The sequence below is a fragment of the Mesorhizobium sp. WSM4898 genome (assembly GCF_029625845.1).
Taxonomy (GTDB): Bacteria; Pseudomonadota; Alphaproteobacteria; order Rhizobiales; family Rhizobiaceae; genus Mesorhizobium.
Window position 1 is genome coordinate 85397 of sequence record NZ_JARTVQ010000007.1, and the last position, 23709, is coordinate 109105.

Below are 23709 nucleotides of genomic sequence, written 5' to 3' on the forward strand. Positions count from 1 at the left end.
TGTATCGAATGCGTTGCCTCAGGCCAGCGAGACAACATGTGCGGATATTGTATTCGTACGTATTGGCTGACATACATCAGAGCGTTCTCGGCAAGCGCCTCGTTCCCGGAAGCGCGAGAGTAGGATCCCGCTGAGCTTGTGCGCAGCCCACCGTGCCAGTTCGCGTCCAGGCGCGCTGAGGATTGGCTCGCCACACATGATCAGGTTGCAAGAGTGCGGCCTCAACCCTCTGCCCGCAACCGACCACAATCTGCAGACGTCGTCCTCTGGCAGATTCCCGACCATCTTTGGGTGAACCAAACGGATCAACACATGTTAAAGAACATAACCTTCGACCGCCACAGCTCCGACAAGCTTAAGAGTGAGGTCACGATCGACATTGATAAATGGGGGGTTCCTCATATCAAGGCTCAGAACTTGCACGACCTATTTTTCGCGCAGGGTTGGAATGCAGCTCGAGACCGCCTCTGGCAAATTGATATTGCGCGCAAACGAGGTCTCGGTCTCCTGTCACGAGACTTTGGCCCCGGATATTTGGAGCAGGATCGGGCGGCGCGTCTCTTTTTATTTCGCGGAGCCATGAGTGCAGAATGGCAGGCGTACGGCCCGGATTCCGAAGAGATATGCTCAGCGTTTGCCGAGGGGATCAATTCCTACGTAGACAGTTGCCATGACGGTTTGATTGCCTTGCCACCCGAGTTTGGCCTCCTCGGTCACACTCCCGACTATTGGAAACCCGAAGACGTCGTTCGCGTGCGAACGCACTCACTAACCCGAAATGCGATTTCGGAGCTTCTGCGCTGCAGGGTGATGGCATTGGCAGGTGTGGAACGAGGTACCCGCCTCGACAGGTTGAGACAAGAATTGTCACCTCCGATAGCGCCACGACCAGCGGAGGGCCTTGACCTCGCCTTTATGACAGATCGAGTACTGCAGGATTTTCGCTTGGCAATCTGTCCCGTCTCATTCTCGAGGGAAAGACTTGCAGCAAGTCTTCAGGAAGCTGACCGTTGGACCCGCGTAACACCGAGTGATGAGATCATGCAGACGGTGTTCCAAGAGGGCTCAAACAACTGGGCCATATCCGCAACAAAAACCACAACGGAGCGACCAATCCTTGCTCTAGACCCGCATCGCAAGCACGTCCTTCCGTCCATCAGGTATCTTGTACACCTGAGTATGCCCGGGCTCGATGTAATTGGCGCTGGAGAGCCTATGATCCCAGGAATCTCCATGGGTCACAACGGGACAGCCGCCTTTGGTCTGACTATTTTCGGCGCTGACCAAGAAGATATTTATGTTTACGAAACCAAGAGTGAGGGAAATAAATACTTATATAAAGGGGCCTGGGAGCAGGTGAAGACTATACACGAGAAAATTCCAGTTCGCGCCCACACCGACCAGGAGGTAAAGCTTCAGTTCACACGCCATGGACCCATTTTAAACCAAAATGCTGAAAAAGACCGCGCCTTCGCACTGAGAACCGTATGGATGGATCCCGGCATGGCACCTTACATGGCCAGCTTGGCCGTAATGCGCTCTAAGACATTTTCAGAATACACCTCCAGTCTAGCAAACTGGGGTTGTCCTTCAGTTAATCACATCTATGCGGACACGTCGAATGTAATTGCGTGGAAACCGTCAGGTGCGGCTCCGGTCCGAAGAAATTGGGACGGCCTGCTTCCGGTTCCAGGAGACGGTCGGTTCGAATGGGAAGGGTATTTGTCACCGGACGATGGGCCGTTCGAGATGAACCCCGCCAAAGGTTTTGTCGCCACTGCCAACGCAATGAATGTTCCGGAGGAATGGAGTAGATCGCATCCTGCTTTTGGCTACGAGTGGTCTGACAGCAGCAGACATGATACCCTTCATACAACTCTCTCACGATCAGAGAAGATCTCGTTGCGGGACTGCATGTCGCTGCAATGTTCGGTGTATTCGCCGATAGCAGTTCGTATTCTTGCGAAACTAGACACTCTTCTCGGTTCGGTTGCAAACATGCCTGCGTTGCACTTATTTTCTAACTGGGACCGGCATTTGGATGCGAGTTCGCCAGCCGCCGCGTTCTTTGAGATTTGGCTTAGCAAACACCTTGGCCCGACAGTAGCTCGCTTAGAAAGCGCTGACGATGAAGTGTTGGCACTGCTCGTGCCTTTACAGCCTTCGGCCATAGCCTCTTGGCTCGAACAGGCAGAGCCTAGTGAAAAGTTGAAGCATTCCATAATGGAATCCCTAACTTCTGCCTGGAGTGAATGCATATGTCGATTTGGCGACGATTCTGCCTCATGGGCATGGGGCAGTATACATAAGCTTGATTTGCGCCACCCTCTGCAGGCACTGACGTCTGAACAATGGTCGTTGGGCGCCATAGCCCTCGGCGGAAGTAGCTCAACGCTCAATTTTTCGAGTTACCGAAGCGGCCAATTCTCTGTTTCAGAAGGACCGTCAGTGCGGATAATCATGGACGTTGGGTCATGGGATGACAGTCTCTTTATTAACAATCCAGGTCAGTCGGGTGTTCCGATCTCAAGTCATTATCGTGACCTCAATCACGATTGGCAACGGGGCGAATACAAGCCCTTGTTATATTCAGAGGAGTCCATACGGAGGGAGCTCGAACATAGGGTCGTCCTGTCTCCCGCTGACTGTTGAGGATGCGACAGTATAGGCCGCTTACCATTGTAGCAGGAACATATCGGTCGAACTCACCTGGCGGCAAGGTGAGGATCGACACTTTAGCGCCCGCCGGCCGACTTTGATATTGACAGCGGAACGCCCGGCCGGAATCTGGATGCGCTTGTGGGGCAATGATCCCGCTGGTGTGCGGCGACCACCCCTGATCGTCACGAGCAGGGCCGTCGCGGCCTCCAATAATGTTGCAGGAGACTTAGAAGCGGGATGTCCCGCATTGGCAATTGCTCTGCCTTGGGGCCATAGGGAAGAGGGGTAAGGTGCTGGCCCGACCACCGGAGAGCGCGTCTGTTACTACAAGGCTCGATCGCGGCCGCATCACGGCCCTCGGCGGCTGCCGATAACGCGCGCTTCGGGCGCTACCAGTACGCATTGGCGATAATCGCATCTGCTGTAGGAGAGCACTTGATTCGAGACTGACAGTGCGACGGTCAACAGGGTTCGCTATCATTGTCGAGCCGAGTTCAAGAATGGACACATACCTCAGGGAGGACCTTTCAGGGGGCAGACCATTGTCTGTCTCCTCATCCGAGAAACAAGCTAACCTCGCAGAGAGTGGCATCAGGGCAACACGTCATTGTCCTTCGATGCGACTGAATATCGACGACTTCAACGCGGCTTGCCGCCTTCGCGTATAGCCGCAGGACCTTGAATGCCGGGAACCAGCCGAGAAATGTTGGCGGTGGGTGAGCGCCTTTCATTTTTCAAGTCCGCTACATTCTGTCTGTCATATACCCGAAGGCGGCGATGCTTGTTGCCCGCCCGATGTGGTTAGCAGTTGACGTGCCTTCTTATGTATCTTCATTCAGCCTGCGGTGGCACGCTGGCCGTTTCGTTGAATGGCGGGGGAAAAAAGGCGTTGATGACTCAGGCTTGCGTGGAGCACTCGTGGGGCGCTCGATTGACAATGTTATTCGTGGAGAATGCTTTCCTTTGTGGAGGAGGATGATTCTCTCGTCCAGTTCCTTGTCGGCCTCGGTAAGGCGATGATTCAGGCGAAGGTAGTCGGTCCAGGTCGGCGTACGGAATGTCTCCGTCCATAGCACAGGCTCCTGAAGGTTGCGCTGGAGAGTCCAGTGCCGAGCACCAACGCGACTCTGTACATGCCGGCACCCGCGCATGGCGAGGAATTCTTCTAGATTTTCCACGAGTATGAGGTACTCGACTTTGACCACGATGGGGCCGCTTCTCGGCTTGAGACTGAGGGCGACTGCCGGCGCGTCGAATTCCTCCAAAGGGTCGGGCTCGGCCTCGCGACCCTCGCGAAGGGGAAACAGGACGCCGCTCGCAATGGAAGAGGCAGTGCCAGAAAAAGGGAGCACGCCGCACAGGCGACGCATGCCAGCGTCATTAGTTGCTCTTCTGACAAGCTCCGTCTTAATAGGCTGTTGGCGACGCCAGCCATGACGGCGCCTGTGCCGAAGCCGGCGATGATGGTGCCATAGGCGAGCGGTCCTTCGCCCAGCTGATCGCGGACAACCAATGGCAGCAGTGCGAGTATGGCGATGCCCGACAGGCCAAAGAAGGTTCCGCGGGCGATCGCCGTCTTGATTTCCGATGACATCGCTGTGAAGCGCAGCCTGTCATAGATGGCCGTCCTCATTGACTCACGTGGGAGAAGTGAGGAGCGAACCTTCCATTTGCATCGCCATATGGTGACCAAAGGGATCATATAGGTGAGTGTAAACATAGCGAAAGCCGTCATAAGTCCGAACGACGCAATCATGATGCCGCGAGCGCCGGTCCCACGGTCCGTGCAGTGTTGAAGCCAATGGAGAGGAGGGTGACGGCAGCGGGAACTTCGCGTCGGTCCACAATATCGCCAACAGAAGCCTGCCAGGCGGTATCGTTGAGCGCGGCACCACTTGCGATCAAGAAGCTGAAGCCGAAGATCATCCACGGGGCGATAAAGCCCAGCACCACTGAAGCCGTAGCATCGCGGATGCTATTACCATTAGGCATCGGCCGGCGAACATGACTCTTCGACGGCTGAAGTTGTCGGCGAGAACCCCTAGCGAAAATGGACAAAATGAAAGCGGGCAGGTTAGACGAAGCCTGCTCGAGCGCAACCATCAGATCGGAGGTCGGAACCGTTGCCATTAGCCAGCTGATAGCAACGGTCTGCATCAGCCAGCCAAGGGAAGAGACTTGAGAGGCTAAACCAGATTGAGCGAAATGTCGTATTCCTGAGCGGCGCAAACGTCTTCGGCGAAACTACATCCGCATCTGCGCCCGCCGCTTTGCTCATTGCTCCGACCGATTCGGTTCCGCCAAGCTTAACCACTTCGCGCGACACGATCCTCTTACACGTCGGATGCGCCAAATGCAGTCTTTGTATTAGTGTCATCTGGTAGCGAGATGCGGAGGTGGCGGCGGAGAGCCGTCGCTGGTGTCGCAGCGGCCTTACATCAGTGCAAACATGCTGTTGCGTGGCGCCGGCACAGTTCCCCCGGCGTCGGCGGCTTCGCCGGCAAGAATGCGAAGGCGCGCCGACTCGCTGCCAAGCTCAAGGTCGTCAGCATGGTTCTTCTGGCCGAGGCTGACGAGCTTGCCGAGCAACTCGGCGCCTTTGTCGGCGATCCTCTGGCGAGAACAAAGCTGTCGGAGACCAGCGTTGCCTGCATTGAGCGGCCGATGAAGGCACTATGCGCATCTCGCTGCGAGATGCAGCCGATATAAAAACAGCATTTGACGCTAGCCGCCAGGAAAGGGGATTGTCACCCCGCATGAGCCGGCGAAGCTTTTGTTCAATTTCGAACATGGACGCGATCGCGCGTTTTGCGCAACCAAACCACGACACACTGATTGAGGTGAGATATGGCGACGACACGCTCCGCAATTCCTCTGACTGGTGTACCGTTTCCGATATCAGAGTATGAGCGCCGGCAAAACAATGTGCTGGATGCGGTTGCTACGGCAGGCTTGGACGCAATCGTAGTAACGGCGCACGGCCACTTGAAGTATCTCAGCGGCTACGATGGGAGCGGTGGATATTTCGCGCCTTTCCCTCTTATTCTGATGCCGGGTCGGGTCCCGATATTTGTTGTCCGAGAATATGACGAGCAGGCAGTACGTTCATATAGCTGCATCGAGGAAATTGAAACCTATACACATCAGCCTGATTTTGGCAGGGTCTGCGCCGATGTATTGCGTCGACTCGGACTGGACAATAAGCGAGTCGGTTTCGAGCTTGGCTGCTGGAATCTCGCGCCCGCCGACGTGCGCGCAGTCCAAGACCAGCTCCCGGATCTGAAGATTACTGACGTCACCCGACTGGTCTCGTCAGTGTCAGCAGTGAAAGGAGAACTTGAGTTGGCGTGTATGCGCGATGCTGTTCGACTCACTGACGTGGCAATTCGAACCTTTCAGCAATCGCTTCGTCCCGGCATTACGGAGATCGAAATGGCAGCGGCCCTAGCTGCGGCGGTAACAAACGACCCCAGCAACGCCGCTGGGGATATCGGGCTTGCGCCGGGTACCATTTTGTTTGGAGAGCGAGTGAAGTTGCCCCATGCGCCAGCGACCCATCATCCTCTCAGCAACAACGAACCTGCCTTTCTGGAGATAGGGGCTTCGAAACACGGGTATACAGTGGGAATGGTTCGATGCGCAGTCCTTGGCAAACATCCCGAAACCGAATCTTTGCACGGCTTGGCTGAAGAGGTCATTGCGGCCCTTGTCTCCTCGATTCGACCAGGTGCTACGCCGGCGGACGTTCACGCTGCTGGGGGCGAGGTGTTGAAGCGATCTGGACGCAAGGGCGTCTTCCGCCAACGAACAGGATACCAAACTGGCATCAATTGGACTGAGCGCGGCGACCTAAGCCTGGAGCCCGATGTAAATGAACCACTCCGAGCTGGCATGACCCTGCACATGCCAAACATTTTGTGCAGCGAAAGTGGCTACCTATTTGGTGCCGGCGCACACGTGCTCGTGACAGAGCGCGGCGCGGAACTCCTGAGCGAAATCCCGCCAACACTTTATCGGGCGTGATGCTAGGCGGCGTGGACAAATTTGAGCCAGTATCTGGCGGTGGCTAGGTAGACCATTCCGAGGAAGCTATTGGCCAATTGATCGTAGCGGGTGGCAATGGCCCGGTTGATTTTGAGGTGGCCGAACATGCGCTCGATTCGGTTCCGCTGCTTGTAGAGCGCCCGGTCATACTCGATCTTCACGCGGCGGTTTGATCGGCCGGGTATGACGGGTTTAATCTTCCGCTCGGCGAGATCGGCGCGAATGGTATCGGCATCGTAGCCCTTGTCCGCAAGGAAGGCGTCCGGTGCACGAGTCCCCCTTTTCCGCCCGCTGCCGAGACATGGGCGCGAACTGTGGTGCTGTCGATGCTGTAGTGGCCGCTGTCCGCCATGACCTCGGCGAGCATTACCGCCACGGTCTCCCAGACCCCGGCCTCGCTCCAGCGTCGGAACCGACGATAGATGGTGTTCCAACTGCCGTATTTGGGCGGGACATCCCGCCATGGAGCGCCGCAGCGGAGCCGCCAGAGAATGCCGTTGATGATCGAACGATTCTGCTTGGGAGGTCTACCTCGGCCGCGTTTGTCAGGGTCGATGGGCAGCAAGCCCTTGAGAACACGCCATTCTGCTTCGGTGAGATCGCCCCTGCTCAAACCTGCCTCCAAAAAGCAGCCTTGAATCAATCCTCTTGGGCTACGTCAATCGCATCGACGTCCGAAATTCCGTAAGGCGGATATACTATTCCGCCAAGGTGATGGACAGTTCGAGAGGGCTGTCGCTATCCGCGAAAAATCGGCTGCCATCCTCAAACTCGATCACCACCTCTCCATCGCGGTGGCGCATGACACGGCGAACAACCTTGCCAATCAGCATCGACGTAGCTCGTTCGCTCTCTTCTTCCAGTGTCATTCCCAATGCTAACAACCCGATCGCAGGAAAGCGACCCTGCTAACATCGAATTTGTCCACGCCGCCTAGGGTCTGCGGTTTGCGGATTGAGTGGCAAAGCGCATGCAGTCCTGGAAAGTAGGTCGTGGGAGGGGGAGGAGTGTCGCGATGGTGACAGCTCTTCCTACTCAGACCTTTGCCATTGGCCGTTGCCAGCAGAGCCAGAGTTTATGATTGCCAGCACTTCGCAGCTGGTCCTCTAAGGCCGAAGCTTATCCATTTGAGGGCAAACGGCTTGTTATCGGGTCGCAGTCGCCGGCGCCAACACCGAGGCCTGAACGCGGGGCTATCTCGGTTCTAGATGGTTACGATATCCAAACTGCATTTGACGAAAACACCGGTGGCATCGATCATTAATTACGCACCGGCGCCTGATCCAAATTACTCAAATGCGGGAACGTGCCTATGGTTGGCGTTGACAGGTTCAAGGAGATCGAGATCGAAGCGATGACTTGGCGCCGGTACCTGCACGAGAATCCGGAGCTTGACTATCGGGTGAATGACACAGCGGCATTTGTGGCGGAAAAGCTGGCTTCCTTCGGGATTAACCACATCGAGTGCAGGATAGCTGAAACCGGCGTGGTTGCGTTGATCCAAGGTCAACTCGGAGATGGGCCCACTATCGGGTTGCGGGCCGACATGGACGCTCTGCCTATACTCGAAGCTTCAGGCAAACCTTGGACGTCGAAAAGGTCCGGACAGATGCACGCGTGTGGTCACGACGGGCATACTGCAATGCTCCTTGGCGCCGCGAAATACCTCGCCGCGACCCGGAACTTCAAAGGGTCCGTTGCCCTGATCTTCCAACCTGCCGAGGAAGATGGCCGCGGCGGCCAAAGAATGGTCCAGGAGGGGATCATGGACCGTTTCGGGATATCTCAGGTCTTTGGCATGCACAATTGGCCAGGCATGGAGGTTGGTGCGTTCGGCATTTGCGAAGGTTCGATTTTTGCCGCGCTCGACGAGTTCGATATTGTGGTCAAAGGCAGAGGGGGTCACGCGGCCGCTCCCCATCTGACAATTGACCCCGTCGTTGTTGCAGCTCAGATCATTTTAGGCTTGCAGACACTAGTCTCACGCAACACGGACCCCACCGAGTCCCTGGTGATCTCCGTCACAAAGCTGAACGCCGGACAAGCTTACAACATCATTCCCGAACGCGCGGAGATTGCCGGAACAGTCAGGACACTGTCACCGATTTTGCGCGACTTCGCTGAAAAACAGATTGAGGCGTGCGCGGAAAATATTGCACGCGCTTCCGGGGCGAAGGTCGAGTTTCAGCATCGCCGCCTGGAGCCCCTCACTGTCAATCATCCCGATCAAACGCGTCGGGCAACAGAGGTGGCGCGTGCTCTGGTCGGCCATTCATCGGTGAACCCCAAAGTCAAACCTAGTTTGGGGTCAGAGGACTTCGCGTACATGCTAGAGGCGCGGCCGGGGGCATGTATACTGCTTGGAAATGGATCGACTGCTGCTCTCCATAATCCAACCTACGACTTTAACGATGAAGCACTGCCATACGGCATTGGATACTGGGTCAACTTGGCCGAGGCTGCTCTAGCACCATGACATTGTCCAAGCAAAACAACCTTGGCTAATCAAGGCTGAGATCACAAGAAGAGGGTAACGACATGAAATACGAAATAAATCGCCGACGATTGCTGCAGGCGACATCGACCGCCATGGCGGCTGGCGCTCTGTCTTCAATTGCGGGCCGCGTTGCGGCCCAAACACCCAACCAGATCAACGTAGTGCTAGGCGGCGGCGATTGGGGAAAGGCTAACATTGAGGCTTACGCTAAGCCATTTGAAGCTGAGACCGGTATCAAGGTCAACCCAATCACCGACGACATGGGTATGGGACAGGTCGAGTTGATGGTAAAATCGGGCAATGTCACGGTAGATGTCGGGGCGCTTACGCAAGGGTCCGGCTTGGTCGCAGCTAAGAAAGGAATTCTTGAAGAAATTGATTACTCCTTGTTCAGGAAAGAAGAGCTAGACGGAATTTATGAATTTGCCAAGCAACCGTTTGGCGTGGCAAATTTGATTTACTCATATAATATGGTATATAGCACAGACGTATTCCCAGCTGATAAACCCCGGCCGACAAACTGGGCTGAATTCTGGGATGCTGATAAGTTTCCCGGCGTTCGCACCTTGGTGTCCGGCCAGTTTGGTTCAGAAGGACCCTGGGAAGAGGCCCTGTTAGCGGACGGTGTATCTCCCGATAAGCTCTACCCGATGGATATCGACCGGGTGTTTGCCAGTTTGGACAAAATAAAGCCGCACATCCGTAAGTGGTGGAGCAGCGGATCAGAGATTCAACAGATGTTGCATGATAAGGTCGTTGACATCGCTCAATCGTATGACGGAAGAGCTCTACTGTTGATCGATCAGGGCGCCGCGACGGAGATCAATCGAAACCAGGCGAAGCTGCAGTGGGATTATTGGGTCATTCCAAAGGGTTCACCCAACGCGAAGGCTGCGCAGAAGTTTATCGAATTCGCCACTCGCGCGGAACGTCAGGCAGCATTTTGCCAATTGTTTCCTGAGGGACCAAGCAACGGCAATGCGTTCAAACTTCTTCCCGAGAAAGTTGCGCGCAAGCTCCCTACCCACCCAGATTACATCAAGAGCAGCGTTTCCATCAACGGCAAATGGTACAATGAGGTAGGCCCCAGCGGTGTTTCCAACACTGAGATGCTTATCCAGCGGTGGAATGAGTGGATCCTGCAGTAGGGTTGGTTGAAGTGCGAAAGTCCGGTCGGGGTAACTCCATACCGGGCTAAAGTCGAAACTGATGCTGAAAATGTGACGGGGAGCGGGGTAGCCCACTAGCCTCTCCGCTCACGGCATCGGGTACGACGGCAGAAGGTACGGCAAATGCCTGCTAATGCACGCCAGCGATGGTGGAGGAGCCACAGTGAACATGCACGCAATGAATACCGCCCCCCGTTCGGAAGTTGACGCTGCAGATGTGAACCAATCGGTGCCACAAATTCAGTTCAGCAGTGTTACCAAGATGTACGGGAGTGTTCCGGCGGTCAGGGATCTGTCGCTGACCGTGCGTCGCGGCGAGTTCTTGACGATTCTCGGCCCGAGCGGCTCGGGTAAGACCACTACCCTGATGCTCTTGGCCGGCTTTGAGGCCCCGAGTTCGGGTGATATTATGATCGCCGGCCATTCAGTGGCTTCGGTCCCGTCCTACCGGCGCGATCAAGGAATTGTGTTCCAGAGCTATGCGCTGTTCCCGCATCTCACAGTGGCTCGAAACCTGGAATTCCCTCTCGAAATGCGGGGCATGGCTCCCGATCAGAGGAAGGTTCGGGTAGCCCGTATGCTTGAGCGCGTGCATCTAGGGGAATTCGGCGGTCGCATGCCATCCCAATTGAGTGGCGGTCAGCAGCAGCGCGTGGCGCTAGCCCGCGCGCTGATTGCCGATCCACCCTTCCTATTACTTGATGAACCGCTTGGCGCACTCGACCGTAACCTGCGTGAGCAGATGCAGATCGAGATGAAGAGCTTGCACAAGGAGTTCGGTATCACGACGGTGTGCGTTACGCATGACCAGGAGGAGGCGCTTACTCTGTCAGACCGGATTGTTGTAATGCGCGCAGGACGTGTCGAGCAAATCGATACACCAGAGGCCCTCTATGATCGGCCATCATCGTGCTTTGTCGCTAAATTTCTGGGTGAGGCGAACATTCTCGAGGATGCCTTGTTGCTGGCCAGAGGGGGCAACGCGCCGCAAATCGGCACCGTTGCGATGATAAGGCCAGAGCGCATCAGTGTACTTCCGAAGACTGCGGAGTGGGCTCAAACGGACCAGCGGCAATATGTTGCCGGTGCGGTCGACGATATGATTTTTGCCGGCCCTCTGCGAAAATACCATGTTCGCGTTGGCAACAATGTTCTCATCGTCCGGGAACATGTCGCGGCAGACCAACCTGTTTTCCAGCCAGGCGAGGAGGTTTGCCTCACGTGGCTGCGGTCAGACATTCGCTTCGTTTCGCCATAAGCGATTGATAAGGGATATCCATGAAGCTTTTGCGCAGAATGGCCAAGGTGCCACTTGGGTTAACCGCGCCCGCGTTCGCGCTTTTGCTTGTGGTTTTCGGTGCCCCTATAACCTTGCTTTTCCTAAGCAGTGTCAATGCCCCCGATTTCTCGTTCCAATACTACGGAGCGTTTTTCGCCCAGCCAGCTAATGTGCGGGTGCTCTTTCAAACGATAGAAATAAGTCTGGTCGCAACTGCCATCTGCTTAATCGTAGGCTATCCAACCGCGTATCTGATCGTCACGGCATCCAAGACTCTGCGCATGACGCTCATCGCTCTCGTGATCATCCCCTATTTGACCAGTGGGCTGGCGCGTACCTACGCATGGATTGTTATTCTTGGGGATCGCGGGGTCATCAACAACATCTTGCTGGACGTCGGATTGATCGATCGACCTCTGCAACTCATCTATAACCGAACCGCGGTCTATATTGGCATGGTCCACATCATGCTGCCGATGATGATACTTCCCTTGGTTAGTGCGATGATGGGGATCGATCGGTCCTTGATGGCTGCTGCACGCAGTATGGGAGCGGGACCTTTCACCGCTTTCAGGCGTGTATTTCTCCCCCTTAGCATTCCAGGCGCACGGAGTGGCTCGCTCCTAGTTTTTGTGTTCTGCCTAGGATTCTATATCACGCCGGCGGCACTTGGGGGATTGCGCGATGCCATGCTTTCAACCTTCATTGCGGCCGAGGTGAATAGCTCGTTCGATATTCCGCGCATTGCCGCTGCGTCCTTCATCCTTCTCGGGTTTGCCATTGTGGTGCTTTCCATGGTCGGGCTTGACCTCTCCGGCAAACAAGAGCAAAGCCAAACTCGAGCTCCGAAGGGCTCGATGTCCCGACTACCCATTGTTCTTGTTATCAAACGAAACTTCAGCGAAATTCTGCGTCCCTATCGTGTCAAACGGTGGACGGGACGGCGCTACGTGCCTGGGGCGGAAAGGCGATGGCCTAAAGTCGTCGCGATCGTTTTTATCGTTTTGGTGATGGCCTTTCTTTTATTCCCAGGGATAATCGTTGTCATCATGTCGTTCAGTTCCGGGGCATTTTTGCAATTTCCGCCTTCGGGCCTGTCGCTTCAATGGTATCGCTCGTTTTTCGGCGATGCATCTTGGAGCGGAGCAGCTTGGACCAGCGTCGAGATTGGTGTCGAGGTAGCTGTTATTTCTACTCTATTGGGAACACTTGCTGCTTTCGGATTGAGCCGAATAAGCGCAAGACTTCGCGGCGTGCTGACAATGATCATAATCACGCCTATCACCTTTCCAGTTATCGTGGTCGGTATCGCGACTTATCTGGGTCTCATCCAGATTGGTCTAATCGGCACAAAGGGTGGTATCGCCCTCGCTCACAGTATCGGCGCTGTTGGAATTGTGGTGGTGATCGTTTCTGCGACGTTGGCCAACTTCGATCGGACGTTAGAGCAGGCGGCCAAGAGTATGCGTGCCGGACCACTGCAAACGTTTTTTCGCGTAACACTGCCGTTAATCAGGCCGGGAGTGATCGGCGGCGCCATGTTCGCATTCCTCCAGTCATTCGATGAAGCGGTCATAACGTCTTTGGTCGGCGGTCTGTCGGTGCGGACGTTGCCCTTGAAGATGCTGGAGAATATCCGCCACCAAATCGACCCGACGATTGCTGCAGTCGCTTCTCTTTTGATGCTTCTGCCTTTAATCTGGATGCTTGTCCTCTATGCCGTCTGGTGGCGTTCTCGACCGAGCATGCAGCGAACATTACAGGAAGCCGCTGCCTAACTGGCGTGGCAGATCCACTTCCTGATGATGCGTCCGACCTATTCCTACGGACTGGCGACAAGCATCTGTTCGGGGCTTCAACGGGCGGATAAAATGGCCACCTGGTCCAAAACGGAAACCAGTAAAGCTCTTGCAATTATCATCTGGCACATGCGGATCAAGGATTCGGACTATGTCTGGGATCGGCCGGCCTTGCTCGCCAGCAAGCTCAGACCTGCCGATCCTCTTGCTGCGCGCCAGGATGGAATTCGAGGTCAACGGCGCTGACCGGATCGCACAGATCCTTCGCCCGTCTGAACAACGAACAGCTAGCCAACGTCAACCGGCTGATCGCGCGATTTCTGAAATCGGCTACCCACCGCGACTTTGACCTTCCTCCTCCCTTAGTGCACCGGGATCAAGGTGACGAACCAAGGGACAGGTCAGCAGAGCGAGCCCTGGTCATCTGAAAACGCGATGGTGCCGTCTCGGACATTATATTGGCGAAGTGGTGACCGCGTGTGCATAGTTCCAGGCGAAAAAAATAGCCGTGTACAAGACCATATGCCCGGTCAAAGTCGCCAGATCACCCGCAATAGGTTAAGCAATGAACGAAGCACCACATCTTACGTTTGATCTCGATGCGCATGGCGTGAGCAGAGGACACCTCGTTGTGCCGGGAGGCGCCGACCATGAAGAGTTCTCGCTTCCGGTTTTTAGTCTTAATAAGGGCGATGGACCGCGCCTTCTTATCACCGGTGGGAATCATGGCAATGAAATGGAGGGGCCATTAGTCGCGCGGCGGCTTATCGAGTGGCTGCCACAAGCGCAAACCAGTGGTAGGATCATCGTGCTGCCAGTGCTTAATCCATTGGCAGTTCAAGCATGGAGCCGCAATACTCCGCTTGATGGTTTGAATCTGAACCGCGTGTTTCCGGGCCGTGCCGACGGGTCTGTTACGGAACGAATCGCGGATGCGGTTTCACGCGTATTGTTGCCAAATGCCGACATCGTTTTCGATCTGCACAGCTTCGGCCCAACGTGGGATTTTCCCCCGGCGGTCATCACGCATCCAATTGCTGATGCGGATCTCATGGCTAAGACGCTCGCAATGGCAGCGGCATTTAAGCTGCCCGTAACATTGCTCTGGCAACATGACGACACGGCTGGGATGTTCGACAGTTGGGCACATAGCCTAGGGAAGGTATTCGTTTGCGCGGAATTCGGCGGTGGTACGGTTAGCGCAGAAGCTCTAGCGATTTATGAAGCTGGAGTTCGCAACGCGCTCGTTATGCTTGGACTCGTCGAAGGAAAAGTCGAGGACGTGTCTTTCCGTAACAAAAGGTCCAGTCAGACCCTTGAGACGCTGATATCAGACGAGTTGAAATCGCCCGCGCAGGGTATCTTCGAACCTCGCTGCTCTGTGTTGGATGAAGTGAGGTCGGGAGATCTTATAGGTATCCTACACTCTATGGATTCTGTTTCCGCTCCGTCCATTGACATCCGAGCGCCTGGGCCATCAATCGTCCTAGCCATAGGATCGGGCGCGCATGTCGACCGCAATGAAGGGGTAGCCATCCTTGCGCGGCCGCTGCATAACTAGAGGTACAGATTAGCCGCGCCTTGGCCAGCTGTAGTAACTCCGGTATGAAGGCACTGGCCTCGACTGGAGCTTATAGGCCAGCTCCTCGGATCGATCAGCGGCTGATCCTGTCTTCCAAAATCATGCCAAAAAGATTGCTTGATCCTTGATCGCTTGGTTTATACTAACCATGGTTGAAAGTGGCGGTCCGAGATGGGAGCTGGCCGGACGGATTGATCGCCTAGCTTCTGTTATGGAAGCAGGGGCGACGATCCGGCGCACCGCGACCAAGAGGGGAGGCGGACGGTGCCGTCCCCGCTGACGCCCGTAAAACAACTTTATCGTATCTTAAAACGAGATGGGCACGTTCGGGGCTTTATATTGGCAAAACCGATTCCGAACGGGGCATAACTTAGGACAGAGCGCGCAAATCCGGCCGCAGCTCATAGCTTGGCCAAACTCGAGTATAATTCAGTGCAGATCAAAGACGTCATTCTCACGCCCGGCAACGGCGCCTTCTTTTATGACGATCAAGCTGCCATTAGGGCAGGGGTTGGCCAGGACGGTTTTGTTTACGTCGGCGAGCCATTGACGCCCGGCTTCCGTGATATCCGTGTTCCGGCAGCTTGCTTAAGCGTCGGGCTTGTCCTGGAAGACGATATGGTCGCCTGGGGCGATATGATGGGAGTGCAATACTCAGGGGCTGGCGGGCGTGACCCCCTGTTTGACGTCGGAGCCATCATGGATCTCACGTCACGTGTTGTTGTCCCGCGGCTCTTAAACATTGATGCGTCCAGCTTTTTGACAGCCTGCTCCAGTGTCTTCGATCTCCATACTGGGAAACGACTCCCACTATGCATCGAATATGGGGTCAGCCAAGCCCTTTTAAGCGCTGCTGCCCATGCTGCGCGTCGTACCATGGCGGAGGTGGTTTGTTCGGAATTTTGCCTATCCATGCCGCATCGTCGTGTCCCAATTTATTGCCAGAGCGGTGATGCGCGCGAAATCAATGTCGATAAAATGATCCTGAAGGGGGTGGATGTGATCCCGCATGGCCTCATCAACTCGCGTAGCAAATTCGGCGTTGGGGGAGAAACCTTTCTGGATTTCGTCAAATGGGTGGCGCACCGCGTCAAGCAAATCGGCCAACCAGACTATTCTCCGGTGCTGCATTTCGATGTGTACGGCTGGATCGGTATGGAGATCGGGCTCGACGTCCAGCGCATCGCCGACTTCATCAGTAAGGTTGCTGACGCGGTTCCGGAGTTCACGGTGAATATCGAATCGCCAGCCGACTTCGGGTCTACGCCGGCGCAGGTCGAAAATTACGGGCAGATCGTCGGCATTCTGAATGCGCGCGCGTCACGTGCGCGCATCGTTGTCGATGAACGCTGCAACACCTTAGAGGATGTGCGTCTGTTTGCGGAGGCTAAGGCGACCCATCTCGTGCAGATCAAGACGCCGGACGTGGGCTCGATCGCCGACAGCGCCCGTGCGGTGCTTCTGTGCAAAGAGAACAACGTGGACGCCTATGTGGGAGGCAGCTGCAGCGAGACGGATCTCTCCGCGCGAGCGACGGTTCACATTTCGGTGGCAACACAGGCGGACATGATGCTCGCGAAGCCTGGCATGGGCATCGACGAAGGTCTTTCCATTGTAGGCAACGAACAAAATCGGTTGCTCGCCATGCTTGATCGGCGTCGGGCACAAAACCTGAAAGCCGCGTAGGAAGCGCCCTGATGCTAAACAGTCTCAAGGACATCACGGTTGTGGCGGTCGAACAGGCCGTTGCAGCTCCCTACGCATCGTCTCGCCTTGCTGACGCAGGCGCCCGGGTGATCAAGGTCGAAAGGCCCGAAGGGGACTTTGCCCGAAACTACGACAAGCTGGTGCGGGGGCAGAGCGCGTACTTCGTCTGGCTCAACCGGGGTAAGGAGTCGGTCTGTCTAGACCTGAGGTTGGAGGCGGATCGCGCCGTCCTCGACACGCTCATTGCCAGTGCTGATGTCTTCATCCAGAATCTAAAGCCGGGCAGCATAGAAAAACTGGGGTTCGCGTCCGCTGATCTGCGTCGACGATATCCGCGGCTGATCACCTGCGACATTTCTGGTTTCGGGGAGTCAGGGCCGTATTCCCATTTGAAGGCCTACGATCTGATCGTCCAGGCCGAAACAGGTCTATGCGCTATCACCGGCAACCAACAGGGGCCTGCGCGTGTAGGGGTCTCGGTTTGCGATATCTCGGCGGGCATGACAGCGCACAGCGCCATTCTTCAGGCACTGTACCACCGCGAGGTCACCGGCGAAGGGACCAGCATCCAGGTGTCACTGTTTGATGCCGTCGCCGACTGGATGAACGTGCCGGTTTTGCAAAATGATTACAGCGGCTACCAGACGGTACGCGCAGGCGTGAAACACCCGTCGCTCGCGCCGTATGGTGCCTATCGCTGTGCCGACGGCAAAGAGGTCATCTTTTCGGTTCAGAATGACCGCGAATGGGTGAATTTCTGCGAGAAATTCCTGAAGCAGTCCGGGCTCACACGCGCACCTGGTTTTGCTGACAATATGGAGCGCCTCGCTCATCGTGCGCAACTTGATGAGATCATTGAACAGCGGTTTTTTGAACTATCCTGCCACGATGCGATGCAGGAGCTCGAGGCGGCCGGCCTGGCATATGGCCGACTGAACGAAGTGGTGGATGTTTCAAAGCATCCACACATTCGCAGGGTGCAGGTTGGAACACCCGATGGAGCCGTCGAGACGATAGCGCCGGCGGCGATTTTCAACTCGGAGCTCCCCTCGCTTCGCCCAGTCCCGGCTCTTGGCTCTCATACCGAGGCTGTCCGCGAGGAGGTGCGGGCGCTTTTGCGCGAAAGAGCCGCGTCAGCGTGAGCGCGCGTTTCAGTAAGGTGAGACTGCTCGCGGTTTACAAAATGCCTGTGTACCTCGGATCATTTCAGCGCACCGGCCGCCTAGAAAGCTCACTGGCAGCGCCCGCGCTAAAATCGGCCGCAAAGGCGTCTCCATGATCAAGGACACCTTTGCGGCCGTTGAAGGCGCGATGTCTGTACCGCGCTGGAGATCCCTGCTCTTCGTTCCTGTTCACGTTCCGCGCTTTGTAGAGACGGCCCATGAGCGGGGCGCAGATGGCGTCATTCTCGACCTGGAGGATTCCGTGCCCCAGGATCGGAAAGGAGAGTCACGGCAGCAGCTTCCTGAATGCGTGGCAGAGGTGGGCCGGAAAGGCGCATCTGTTTTGGTCCGCGTGAATCATGGTCTGCGCGCCTTGGCGGCCGATCTCGATGCAGCCGTGATGGCGGGTGTTGACGCACTGGTTCTTCCGAAGACGGATTCGGCAGAGTGGGTTATAGAGATCGCGAATGCGGTTTCGGAACTAGAACGTGAAAGAAATCTTCCGCAGGGAGGCATCCGGTTCCTTGCCCAGATTGAGACCCCGGGCGCCTTGCAAAGGCTTGCGGCCATTGCGTCGGCGCATCCAAGGATGGTCGCAATGGCGCTTGGCCCTGAAGACTTCAGCGCCGCTGTTGGCGGCGCCCCAGGATTCGACCTTCTTTTGACGCCGAACCTTTCTGTTCTGTTTGCCGCCCGCGCGGCCGGCTTGCTCCCGCTGGGCTTCATAGGAAGCATCGGCGAGTTCTCGGACACGCATAAACTTCGTGAGGCCGCGGTGCGGGCGCGGCGGCTTGGCTTTGCCGGAGCTTTGGCGATCCATCCGACACAGGTGGCCATATTCAATGAGGCTTTCTCGCCAAGCGCCCAGGAGCTCGAGTGGGCCCATAAAGTTGTCGCGGCGGCAAATGATGCCGCCACGCGTGGACTGTCCGCATTCTCGTTGAATGGCAAAATGATAGATCCGCCAGTGGTGCGGCGCGCCCACGAGATCCTGATTCTTGTGGGCAACAACTGACTGGCCTGTTATCAGCGGCTGAACAGGAGCGAATGGCACTACACCGCGCCGGGCAAGCCGATGCAAAATGGCTACGCGATTCCCTCAACGGCCGAATGCGAGACGAGCTGTTGAACGATGGCCTGTTCTTCGGCCTCGACCACGCCCGCAGTGCCACTGCCGAATGGAGGCAGGACCTAAATCCTGTTCATAACACTCATCTGTCTATGTCATTTGAGTGAATAGGTTTTGCTGATCTGGATGCGATCCCATGGGGTATTTTGGGTTTTGCCGCGCGCGATGAACGATGCGCTGAGCCGCCGGTTCGTCAAGCGTTGATCGGCTGAAGACCCATGGACCGTCCGGCAGAGGATGAACGCCTTCGATCGACGCGAGTCCACCGAAGGCGATGCAACGCGGCTCGCCATTGTCAAGCAGACCACGCCAGCAGGAATAGCGCGGAATGTTGTGCTTGGTTCCCGTGTAGCGGACCGTCAGCTCGCGGCCGCAGCGCCGGCAGCGGACAAGGTCGGCGAGCAGAGCGTCGCCATGCTTGGGCGCCCCGTGATGCCGGCTCGTGGGCACGTGGTCGCTCACCATCTTGCGGATCGCTTCCGCCTTTCCCAGCCGACGTAGCCTTCGTGTGCACCCGGAATCAGCGCCAGCATCTCGCGCCTTACGGCGGCTGCGCGAGCGAATGGCGGCATCTGCGCGGTCTGCGCGTCGTGCGGGTTGGAGAAGATCGAACTGATATGTCGTAGGCTGGCGCGGTATGGACCTCTCCCCGGTTCGCTTCGTGAGGACCCGATGCTGCGCCCGAATCCTCCAATTGCGATGGGGTGTGGGAATTGGCCGTCGGGTCCTGCAGCAGTGTCACCAAGACGCCAAGCGTTCTGGGATCGATATGTGGGGCAGGGCAATGCGCCACGCGGTGCAGACCGCGATCAAACATCCAGGCCGGAACTTCCAGCCACCGATCGGAGGCGTGGCGGGAGAGACTGCAGCGGAAAACCTCCCGGTCGGCGTTCTCGATCACCTCATGAACGTGAACACAACGCCCGGCCCAAGGATGCCACGGATAAAGAAACTTGCGTTCCTCGGTCCTGTGGGTGTTCTTTCCTGGTGTTGTTCAACACCGTGAGGCCGCATTCCTCGCTCGCTATTTGACCCCGGCGGTCTTCGCCGGAACCCTCGCCGCAACCGGCTCCGACGCTGCACTCAATGAAGGCTTCGCGCCTCCGCCCGTTGCTCAAACCGCGCCATAACAGAAACGGCCGAGGCTAATCGCCACTGGTTGAAAGTTCAGTGGCAGGTCAGAGGGTCTGGCTCGACGGCCTTAGCTTCAGGCTATCCGGCCAATCCCGGCGATCACCCAGCGACACGATGACTGACCAGTGCTCAGCGCCACCGCCGGAGCTGCAAAAAGAGTTGCGTATGATTGAGCGTTCGACCACGTTGCTGTCGATCTTGATATGGCCTCGTCCAGGATGCGCGAGAGGCGCTTCCCAGCGCGAGAGCGTGTAGGGGATCGCCGCTGTGAGCTTGGTCTTCTGACTGATTTGGCCGAGCTTCTCTAGCCGCCCTGGGTCCAGTGCCGTGATGGTTGAGCACTTTTTGCCTGCGTGCAGCAAGGCCTCGTTGGCCTCGGCTACGGATGTCATCCTCGATCTTTTAGAGTTCGCGGATCCTTCTTAGCGCCTCGATCGGGCGCGGCATGGCAGAAGGCGAGCGTGAAGCCGCTTTTCGTCGGCCAGCAAGCGATGGCCCGCTATAGCCGTCGACCTGCAAGTTCCGGTAGAGAGCCTGCGAGATGAGCGATCGCACGCTGGGCCTTTTCGGTCCGGCGCATAGACATAAGACGCCCGGCGGTCCGCTCCCTCCCTAATCAGTCATCGCGGGCATAAATCCAGAGTAGGCCTGTCTTCGTCTTGCCGACCCCGGAACGAGCACCGGCGCGGTCGTCGCACGTCGGCGAAGAGTTTTGGCGAGGACTTCGGTTTTGCTAAAGCAACCGTTCATGGACCAGACGTAGGTGCCAGTCCGGCGCGGCCGACTACCGGCGCTGCCAGCAGCCTGGGCAAGCGAACCAAATTGTAGCCCGCCAAGTTATGCCGCGCCCGCGGTGGCACATCCTCGCAGCTTGACCTTGGCCATGCCGTCTGAGGTCTTGACTGACCGAACCCTCCTCTGACCCCTTAGGGCAGTGCTGACTGAGATCATAGCCCGGATGGCGCTTCGTGCGGTCATCGATCGCTATACGCGAGGCTTGTTGCTTTCTGCTCAAATGGGCGTTGAAGGCAACGCGCGGCGTGATCTTGCTCTTTGCAGGTCCTTGACTGGCGCGTCCTAGGCTTCGCCAGCGCCAGTCGATGCGCCGTCGCGGCGTCTGCGGTCCAACATAGCGAGAGCGGCATCACGCTCGCCTGTGCCAGGCCTGGGTATGAAACTTTCCAGTCAAGCCGGATTGGCCAGCACCTGGGTGCATAACCAACCTGTTGTCGCGGCTTCATTAGCATGAGGTGCCCGGAAACGAAGATACGTATGGACCCCGCCCCGCTTTCCAATTGAGCCTAGGGGCTGCTGATTCCTTCTTCGCCAAGGGTCGTGAACGGCGTGATCGACCAATGGATTAGGTTGATGGGACGATGAGTGTCGCCTCGGTCGAGCAATGGTGGATGAAACTGCGATGACATGTCCGATAGGATCTCTGTAATCGCCCTGCCTGACGCCCTGCCTTCAGGTTTTCGACATAAAATTTCACCTCGGTCACACCTGATCTTAATGTCGCCAGCGATCTAATCCAGTGTGCCAGGAATGAGGTACCGTACGGCCGCACTGCGAGAATGCCTTCTTCGCAAATCCCAGTCCTCGCCGTGACTGCTAGGTGCAATACTGCAAGCCAGCTGAACCAATTGAGGATCTGTCCCCTCATCGAGGCGCGGATTGACTTGGATGACGACGGGTCCAGGCTTCGTCCACGGAGTTCAATGTTCGTTGGCCCAGCTGAGGCCGTGAGCTTGCAAGCAATTCTGTGACACGTTGACGATACGATCATGCTCGTCATTAGTCAGCAGGGTTGGTTGGACAATTCACCTCTCGGAAGAGGAAATGGGGTGGCCGGCCGAAGTCCGCCAGCGGCAATAGCAATGACCTCCTTTCCCATCTTGTTAGCGCCGCTGGTTGCAATGGCGCTTGGTACTGAAGACTTCAGTGCAGCTGTTGGCGGTGCCCCAGAACTCGACCTGCTTTTGACGCCGAACCTTTCCGTTCTGTTCCCCATGCGGCAGTCTCGGCTCGATAGGAAGCATCGGCGATTCTTAGACAATGATAACTTCGTGGGGCCGCAGGCGATCCATTTAAACATCGATGGGGCTTTTCACCAAGCGCACAAGAACTCGAGGGACCCGTCGTGTCCTCGCGGCGAAAAAGATGCGACGGCGCAAGGCAAAGGCGCGTTCACATTGGACGGGAAGATGGTCGATCTACCGGTTATTCGAAGGGTCCGAGAAATCATCTCCATGGATCAGGGCGCCGAGTTGGCCGGTTGAAGCCTCGGCGGGTTGGGTCCATTCTGGACACATAGGTTACGGTTTTGGTCAAACCACACTGAGATGACACGACAGTTAGGCGTCATGTCGCTCTGCAATTATTGCTGTCGCGCCATCACATTTCGAGATAGATTACATCATTGCAGTCCGCCCTCGGAAGAGTACCCGTGGAAATCAGGCAGTTAAGATACTTTGTTGGCGTGGTCGAAGCAGGCAGTTTCACGAAGGCCGCTGGCTTTCTGAATGTCGCCCAGAGTGCGCTGAGTCTGCATGTGCGCCAATTGGAGGAAGGCTTCGGCACTCAGCTGCTGATACGCGACAGGACCGGCGTGAGCGTGACGGCGTCAGGAGCCAAACTCCTGGAGCGGGCGCGGGCGATTCTCAAAGAAATTCGAATTACCGAGGTGGAATTGACCAACACAGCCGCTTCCCCCGCCGGGGAGGTGACTATTGGCATTCCGTCTGGAGCTGCTCGCGTCCTGAGCGGTCCGCTGCTTGAGACGGTAAGACACGAACTGCCCAAGGTGTCCCTCAAGATGGTCGAGGGTATGACGGGACCGCTAGAGGAATGGATGGCGGCTGGACGCTTCAATCTGGCGGTTCTGTACCGCACTGCGGACAGTGTGGGGCGAATGACTGTGCTAGCGCGCGAAGACCTTTGTCTGGTGGTTCCGTCCGGCGAGCCACCGTTTGAAGATGCGATATCTCTGGCCGACCTGCATGCATTCCCCCTGGCGGTTCCCATGCGCAACAACAATGTCAGGCGTTCGGTGGCTGATGTCGTCGCACAACACGGTTGCGCGATGGACGTCAAGTTTGAAGTGGACTCGCTCTCAACGATCATCAACATGGTCGTAGAGGGAAAAGCGCATTCTATTCTCGCCCCGTCTGCCGTTCAGAAAGAAGCCTCTCAAGGGCTGGTCCGGACGGTCAAGATAGTCGATCCGGTAATTACCCGCTCCGTGGTGCTTGCTGTAAATCCCAAAGATGAGCGTTCTGCGGCCGTTTCTGCGGTCCGCAAGCTCATTCCGAAGGTCGCCAGAGAATTGATTGAGAGCCGGGGCTGGGTAGCATCGGCTCCTGACGCGACCTGAGAACCATCGATCTGTAAACAACGGCATGACTTCCTTCCTGTCGGAACAGATCGATCTGGATTCCAGATGGATTTAGGCACTAATCGATATTTGACCCGCTGCGACCATCGCGATGAAACTGGCTCAAGCGAGCTCAGCGGCTTCGAAAATTGAAACGGCGCTCGCATGGCCA

General features: G+C 56.6%; 17 protein-coding genes and 4 pseudogenes. 15 read left to right on the forward strand and 6 right to left on the reverse strand.

Annotated elements, in window-relative coordinates; all coding sequences use genetic code 11:
* Positions 1 to 312 precede the first annotated feature (312 nt).
* Positions 313 to 2652, forward strand: coding sequence for a penicillin acylase family protein (locus P9228_RS24300; protein ID WP_063170375.1), 2340 nt, complete (start codon positions 313 to 315; stop codon positions 2650 to 2652).
* Between the two features lie 830 nt (positions 2653 to 3482).
* On the opposite strand, the pseudogene P9228_RS24305 reads toward P9228_RS24300, so the two are convergent.
* Positions 3483 to 4939 (reverse strand): annotated as a pseudogene (locus P9228_RS24305) (MFS transporter).
* A 155-nt stretch (positions 4940 to 5094) separates the two neighbouring features.
* The gene (locus P9228_RS24310) at positions 5095 to 5250 is read right to left on the reverse strand and encodes a hypothetical protein (protein ID WP_164548527.1); all 156 of its coding nucleotides are present in this window, start codon (positions 5248 to 5250) and stop codon (positions 5095 to 5097) included.
* A 258-nt stretch (positions 5251 to 5508) separates the two neighbouring features.
* Between P9228_RS24310 and P9228_RS24315 the strand changes: the two genes are divergently transcribed.
* Positions 5509 to 6684, forward strand: a complete 1176-nt coding sequence (locus P9228_RS24315) for a Xaa-Pro peptidase family protein (protein WP_063169317.1) — start codon at positions 5509 to 5511, stop codon at positions 6682 to 6684.
* Positions 6685 to 6686: 2 nt separating this feature from the next.
* On the opposite strand, the pseudogene P9228_RS24320 reads toward P9228_RS24315, so the two are convergent.
* Positions 6687 to 7318: pseudogene (locus tag P9228_RS24320) on the reverse strand (IS5 family transposase).
* Between the two features lie 85 nt (positions 7319 to 7403).
* On the reverse strand, positions 7404 to 7574 hold the full coding sequence (locus P9228_RS24325) for a hypothetical protein (RefSeq protein WP_164548526.1): 171 nt from the start codon (positions 7572 to 7574) through the stop codon (positions 7404 to 7406).
* Positions 7575 to 8017: 443 nt separating this feature from the next.
* On the opposite strand from P9228_RS24325, the gene P9228_RS24330 reads away from it, so the two are divergent.
* The 10 genes and pseudogenes from P9228_RS24330 to P9228_RS24375 all read left to right on the forward strand — a co-directional run.
* Positions 8018 to 9181, forward strand: coding sequence for a M20 aminoacylase family protein (locus P9228_RS24330; protein WP_063169316.1), 1164 nt, complete (start codon positions 8018 to 8020; stop codon positions 9179 to 9181).
* 62 nt (positions 9182 to 9243) lie between these two features.
* On the forward strand, positions 9244 to 10350 hold the full coding sequence (locus P9228_RS24335) for an ABC transporter substrate-binding protein (RefSeq protein WP_063169315.1): 1107 nt from the start codon (positions 9244 to 9246) through the stop codon (positions 10348 to 10350).
* Between the two features lie 190 nt (positions 10351 to 10540).
* A complete protein-coding gene (locus P9228_RS24340) occupies positions 10541 to 11629 on the forward strand; it encodes an ABC transporter ATP-binding protein (RefSeq protein WP_224570037.1) in 1089 nt (362 codons plus the stop codon).
* Positions 11630 to 11649: 20 nt separating this feature from the next.
* Positions 11650 to 13428, forward strand: a complete 1779-nt coding sequence (locus P9228_RS24345; protein WP_063169314.1) for an ABC transporter permease subunit — start codon at positions 11650 to 11652, stop codon at positions 13426 to 13428.
* Positions 13429 to 13452: 24 nt separating this feature from the next.
* A complete protein-coding gene (locus P9228_RS24350; protein WP_127273917.1) occupies positions 13453 to 13695 on the forward strand; it encodes a hypothetical protein in 243 nt (80 codons plus the stop codon).
* Positions 13696 to 14014: 319 nt separating this feature from the next.
* Complete coding sequence (locus P9228_RS24355; RefSeq protein WP_063169313.1) at positions 14015 to 15010, forward strand: succinylglutamate desuccinylase/aspartoacylase family protein; 996 nt, start codon at positions 14015 to 14017, stop codon at positions 15008 to 15010.
* A gap of 453 nt (positions 15011 to 15463) precedes the next feature.
* Entirely contained in the window at positions 15464 to 16717 is a 1254-nt protein-coding gene (locus tag P9228_RS24360) for a methylaspartate ammonia-lyase (RefSeq protein WP_063170371.1), read from the forward strand.
* A gap of 11 nt (positions 16718 to 16728) precedes the next feature.
* Complete coding sequence (locus P9228_RS24365) at positions 16729 to 17880, forward strand: CaiB/BaiF CoA-transferase family protein (RefSeq protein ID WP_063169312.1); 1152 nt, start codon at positions 16729 to 16731, stop codon at positions 17878 to 17880.
* A gap of 133 nt (positions 17881 to 18013) precedes the next feature.
* The gene (locus P9228_RS24370) at positions 18014 to 18916 is read left to right on the forward strand and encodes a CoA ester lyase (protein WP_210326668.1); all 903 of its coding nucleotides are present in this window, start codon (positions 18014 to 18016) and stop codon (positions 18914 to 18916) included.
* Between the two features lie 24 nt (positions 18917 to 18940).
* Positions 18941 to 19065 (forward strand): annotated as a pseudogene (locus P9228_RS24375) (integrase core domain-containing protein); the annotation flags it as partial.
* A 55-nt stretch (positions 19066 to 19120) separates the two neighbouring features.
* Here the strand turns inward: P9228_RS24375 and P9228_RS24380 are convergent.
* Positions 19121 to 19495 carry a zinc ribbon domain-containing protein gene (locus P9228_RS24380; protein WP_063169311.1) on the reverse strand — a complete coding sequence of 125 codons (375 nt, stop codon included), beginning with the start codon at positions 19493 to 19495 and terminating at the stop codon, positions 19121 to 19123.
* A gap of 528 nt (positions 19496 to 20023) precedes the next feature.
* On the opposite strand from P9228_RS24380, the pseudogene P9228_RS24385 reads away from it, so the two are divergent.
* Positions 20024 to 20160, forward strand: a pseudogene (locus P9228_RS24385) (IS3 family transposase); the annotation flags it as partial.
* A 48-nt stretch (positions 20161 to 20208) separates the two neighbouring features.
* On the opposite strand, the gene P9228_RS24390 reads toward P9228_RS24385, so the two are convergent.
* Positions 20209 to 20556 (reverse strand): transposase, encoded by a 348-nt coding sequence (locus tag P9228_RS24390; RefSeq protein WP_063169310.1) that lies wholly within the window; start codon positions 20554 to 20556, stop codon positions 20209 to 20211.
* Between the two features lie 1485 nt (positions 20557 to 22041).
* On the opposite strand from P9228_RS24390, the gene P9228_RS24395 reads away from it, so the two are divergent.
* Positions 22042 to 22443 carry a hypothetical protein gene (locus P9228_RS24395; protein WP_063169309.1) on the forward strand — a complete coding sequence of 134 codons (402 nt, stop codon included), beginning with the start codon at positions 22042 to 22044 and terminating at the stop codon, positions 22441 to 22443.
* Positions 22444 to 22610: 167 nt separating this feature from the next.
* The gene (locus tag P9228_RS24400; protein WP_063169308.1) at positions 22611 to 23537 is read left to right on the forward strand and encodes a LysR family transcriptional regulator; all 927 of its coding nucleotides are present in this window, start codon (positions 22611 to 22613) and stop codon (positions 23535 to 23537) included.
* Positions 23538 to 23709: the final 172 nt, after the last annotated feature.

Excerpts from the sequence above, each read along its gene's own strand:
- P9228_RS24300 (WP_063170375.1), top strand. The coding sequence starts at position 313 with ATGTTAAAGAACATAACCTTCGACCGCCACAGCTCCGACAAGCTTAAG.
- P9228_RS24315 (WP_063169317.1), top strand. The coding sequence starts at position 5,509 with ATGGCGACGACACGCTCCGCAATTCCTCTGACTGGTGTACCGTTTCCG.
- P9228_RS24325 (WP_164548526.1), bottom strand. The coding sequence starts at position 7,574 with ATGACACTGGAAGAAGAGAGCGAACGAGCTACGTCGATGCTGATTGGC.
- P9228_RS24330 (WP_063169316.1), top strand. The coding sequence starts at position 8,018 with ATGGTTGGCGTTGACAGGTTCAAGGAGATCGAGATCGAAGCGATGACT.
- P9228_RS24335 (WP_063169315.1), top strand. The coding sequence starts at position 9,244 with ATGAAATACGAAATAAATCGCCGACGATTGCTGCAGGCGACATCGACC.
- P9228_RS24340 (WP_224570037.1), top strand. The coding sequence starts at position 10,541 with ATGCACGCAATGAATACCGCCCCCCGTTCGGAAGTTGACGCTGCAGAT.
- P9228_RS24345 (WP_063169314.1), top strand. The coding sequence starts at position 11,650 with ATGAAGCTTTTGCGCAGAATGGCCAAGGTGCCACTTGGGTTAACCGCG.
- P9228_RS24350 (WP_127273917.1), top strand. The coding sequence starts at position 13,453 with ATGATGCGTCCGACCTATTCCTACGGACTGGCGACAAGCATCTGTTCG.
- P9228_RS24355 (WP_063169313.1), top strand. The coding sequence starts at position 14,015 with ATGAACGAAGCACCACATCTTACGTTTGATCTCGATGCGCATGGCGTG.
- P9228_RS24365 (WP_063169312.1), top strand. The coding sequence starts at position 16,729 with ATGCTAAACAGTCTCAAGGACATCACGGTTGTGGCGGTCGAACAGGCC.
- P9228_RS24370 (WP_210326668.1), top strand. The coding sequence starts at position 18,014 with ATGATCAAGGACACCTTTGCGGCCGTTGAAGGCGCGATGTCTGTACCG.
- P9228_RS24380 (WP_063169311.1), bottom strand. The coding sequence starts at position 19,495 with ATGGTGAGCGACCACGTGCCCACGAGCCGGCATCACGGGGCGCCCAAG.
- P9228_RS24390 (WP_063169310.1), bottom strand. The coding sequence starts at position 20,556 with ATGACATCCGTAGCCGAGGCCAACGAGGCCTTGCTGCACGCAGGCAAA.
- P9228_RS24395 (WP_063169309.1), top strand. The coding sequence starts at position 22,042 with ATGACCTCCTTTCCCATCTTGTTAGCGCCGCTGGTTGCAATGGCGCTT.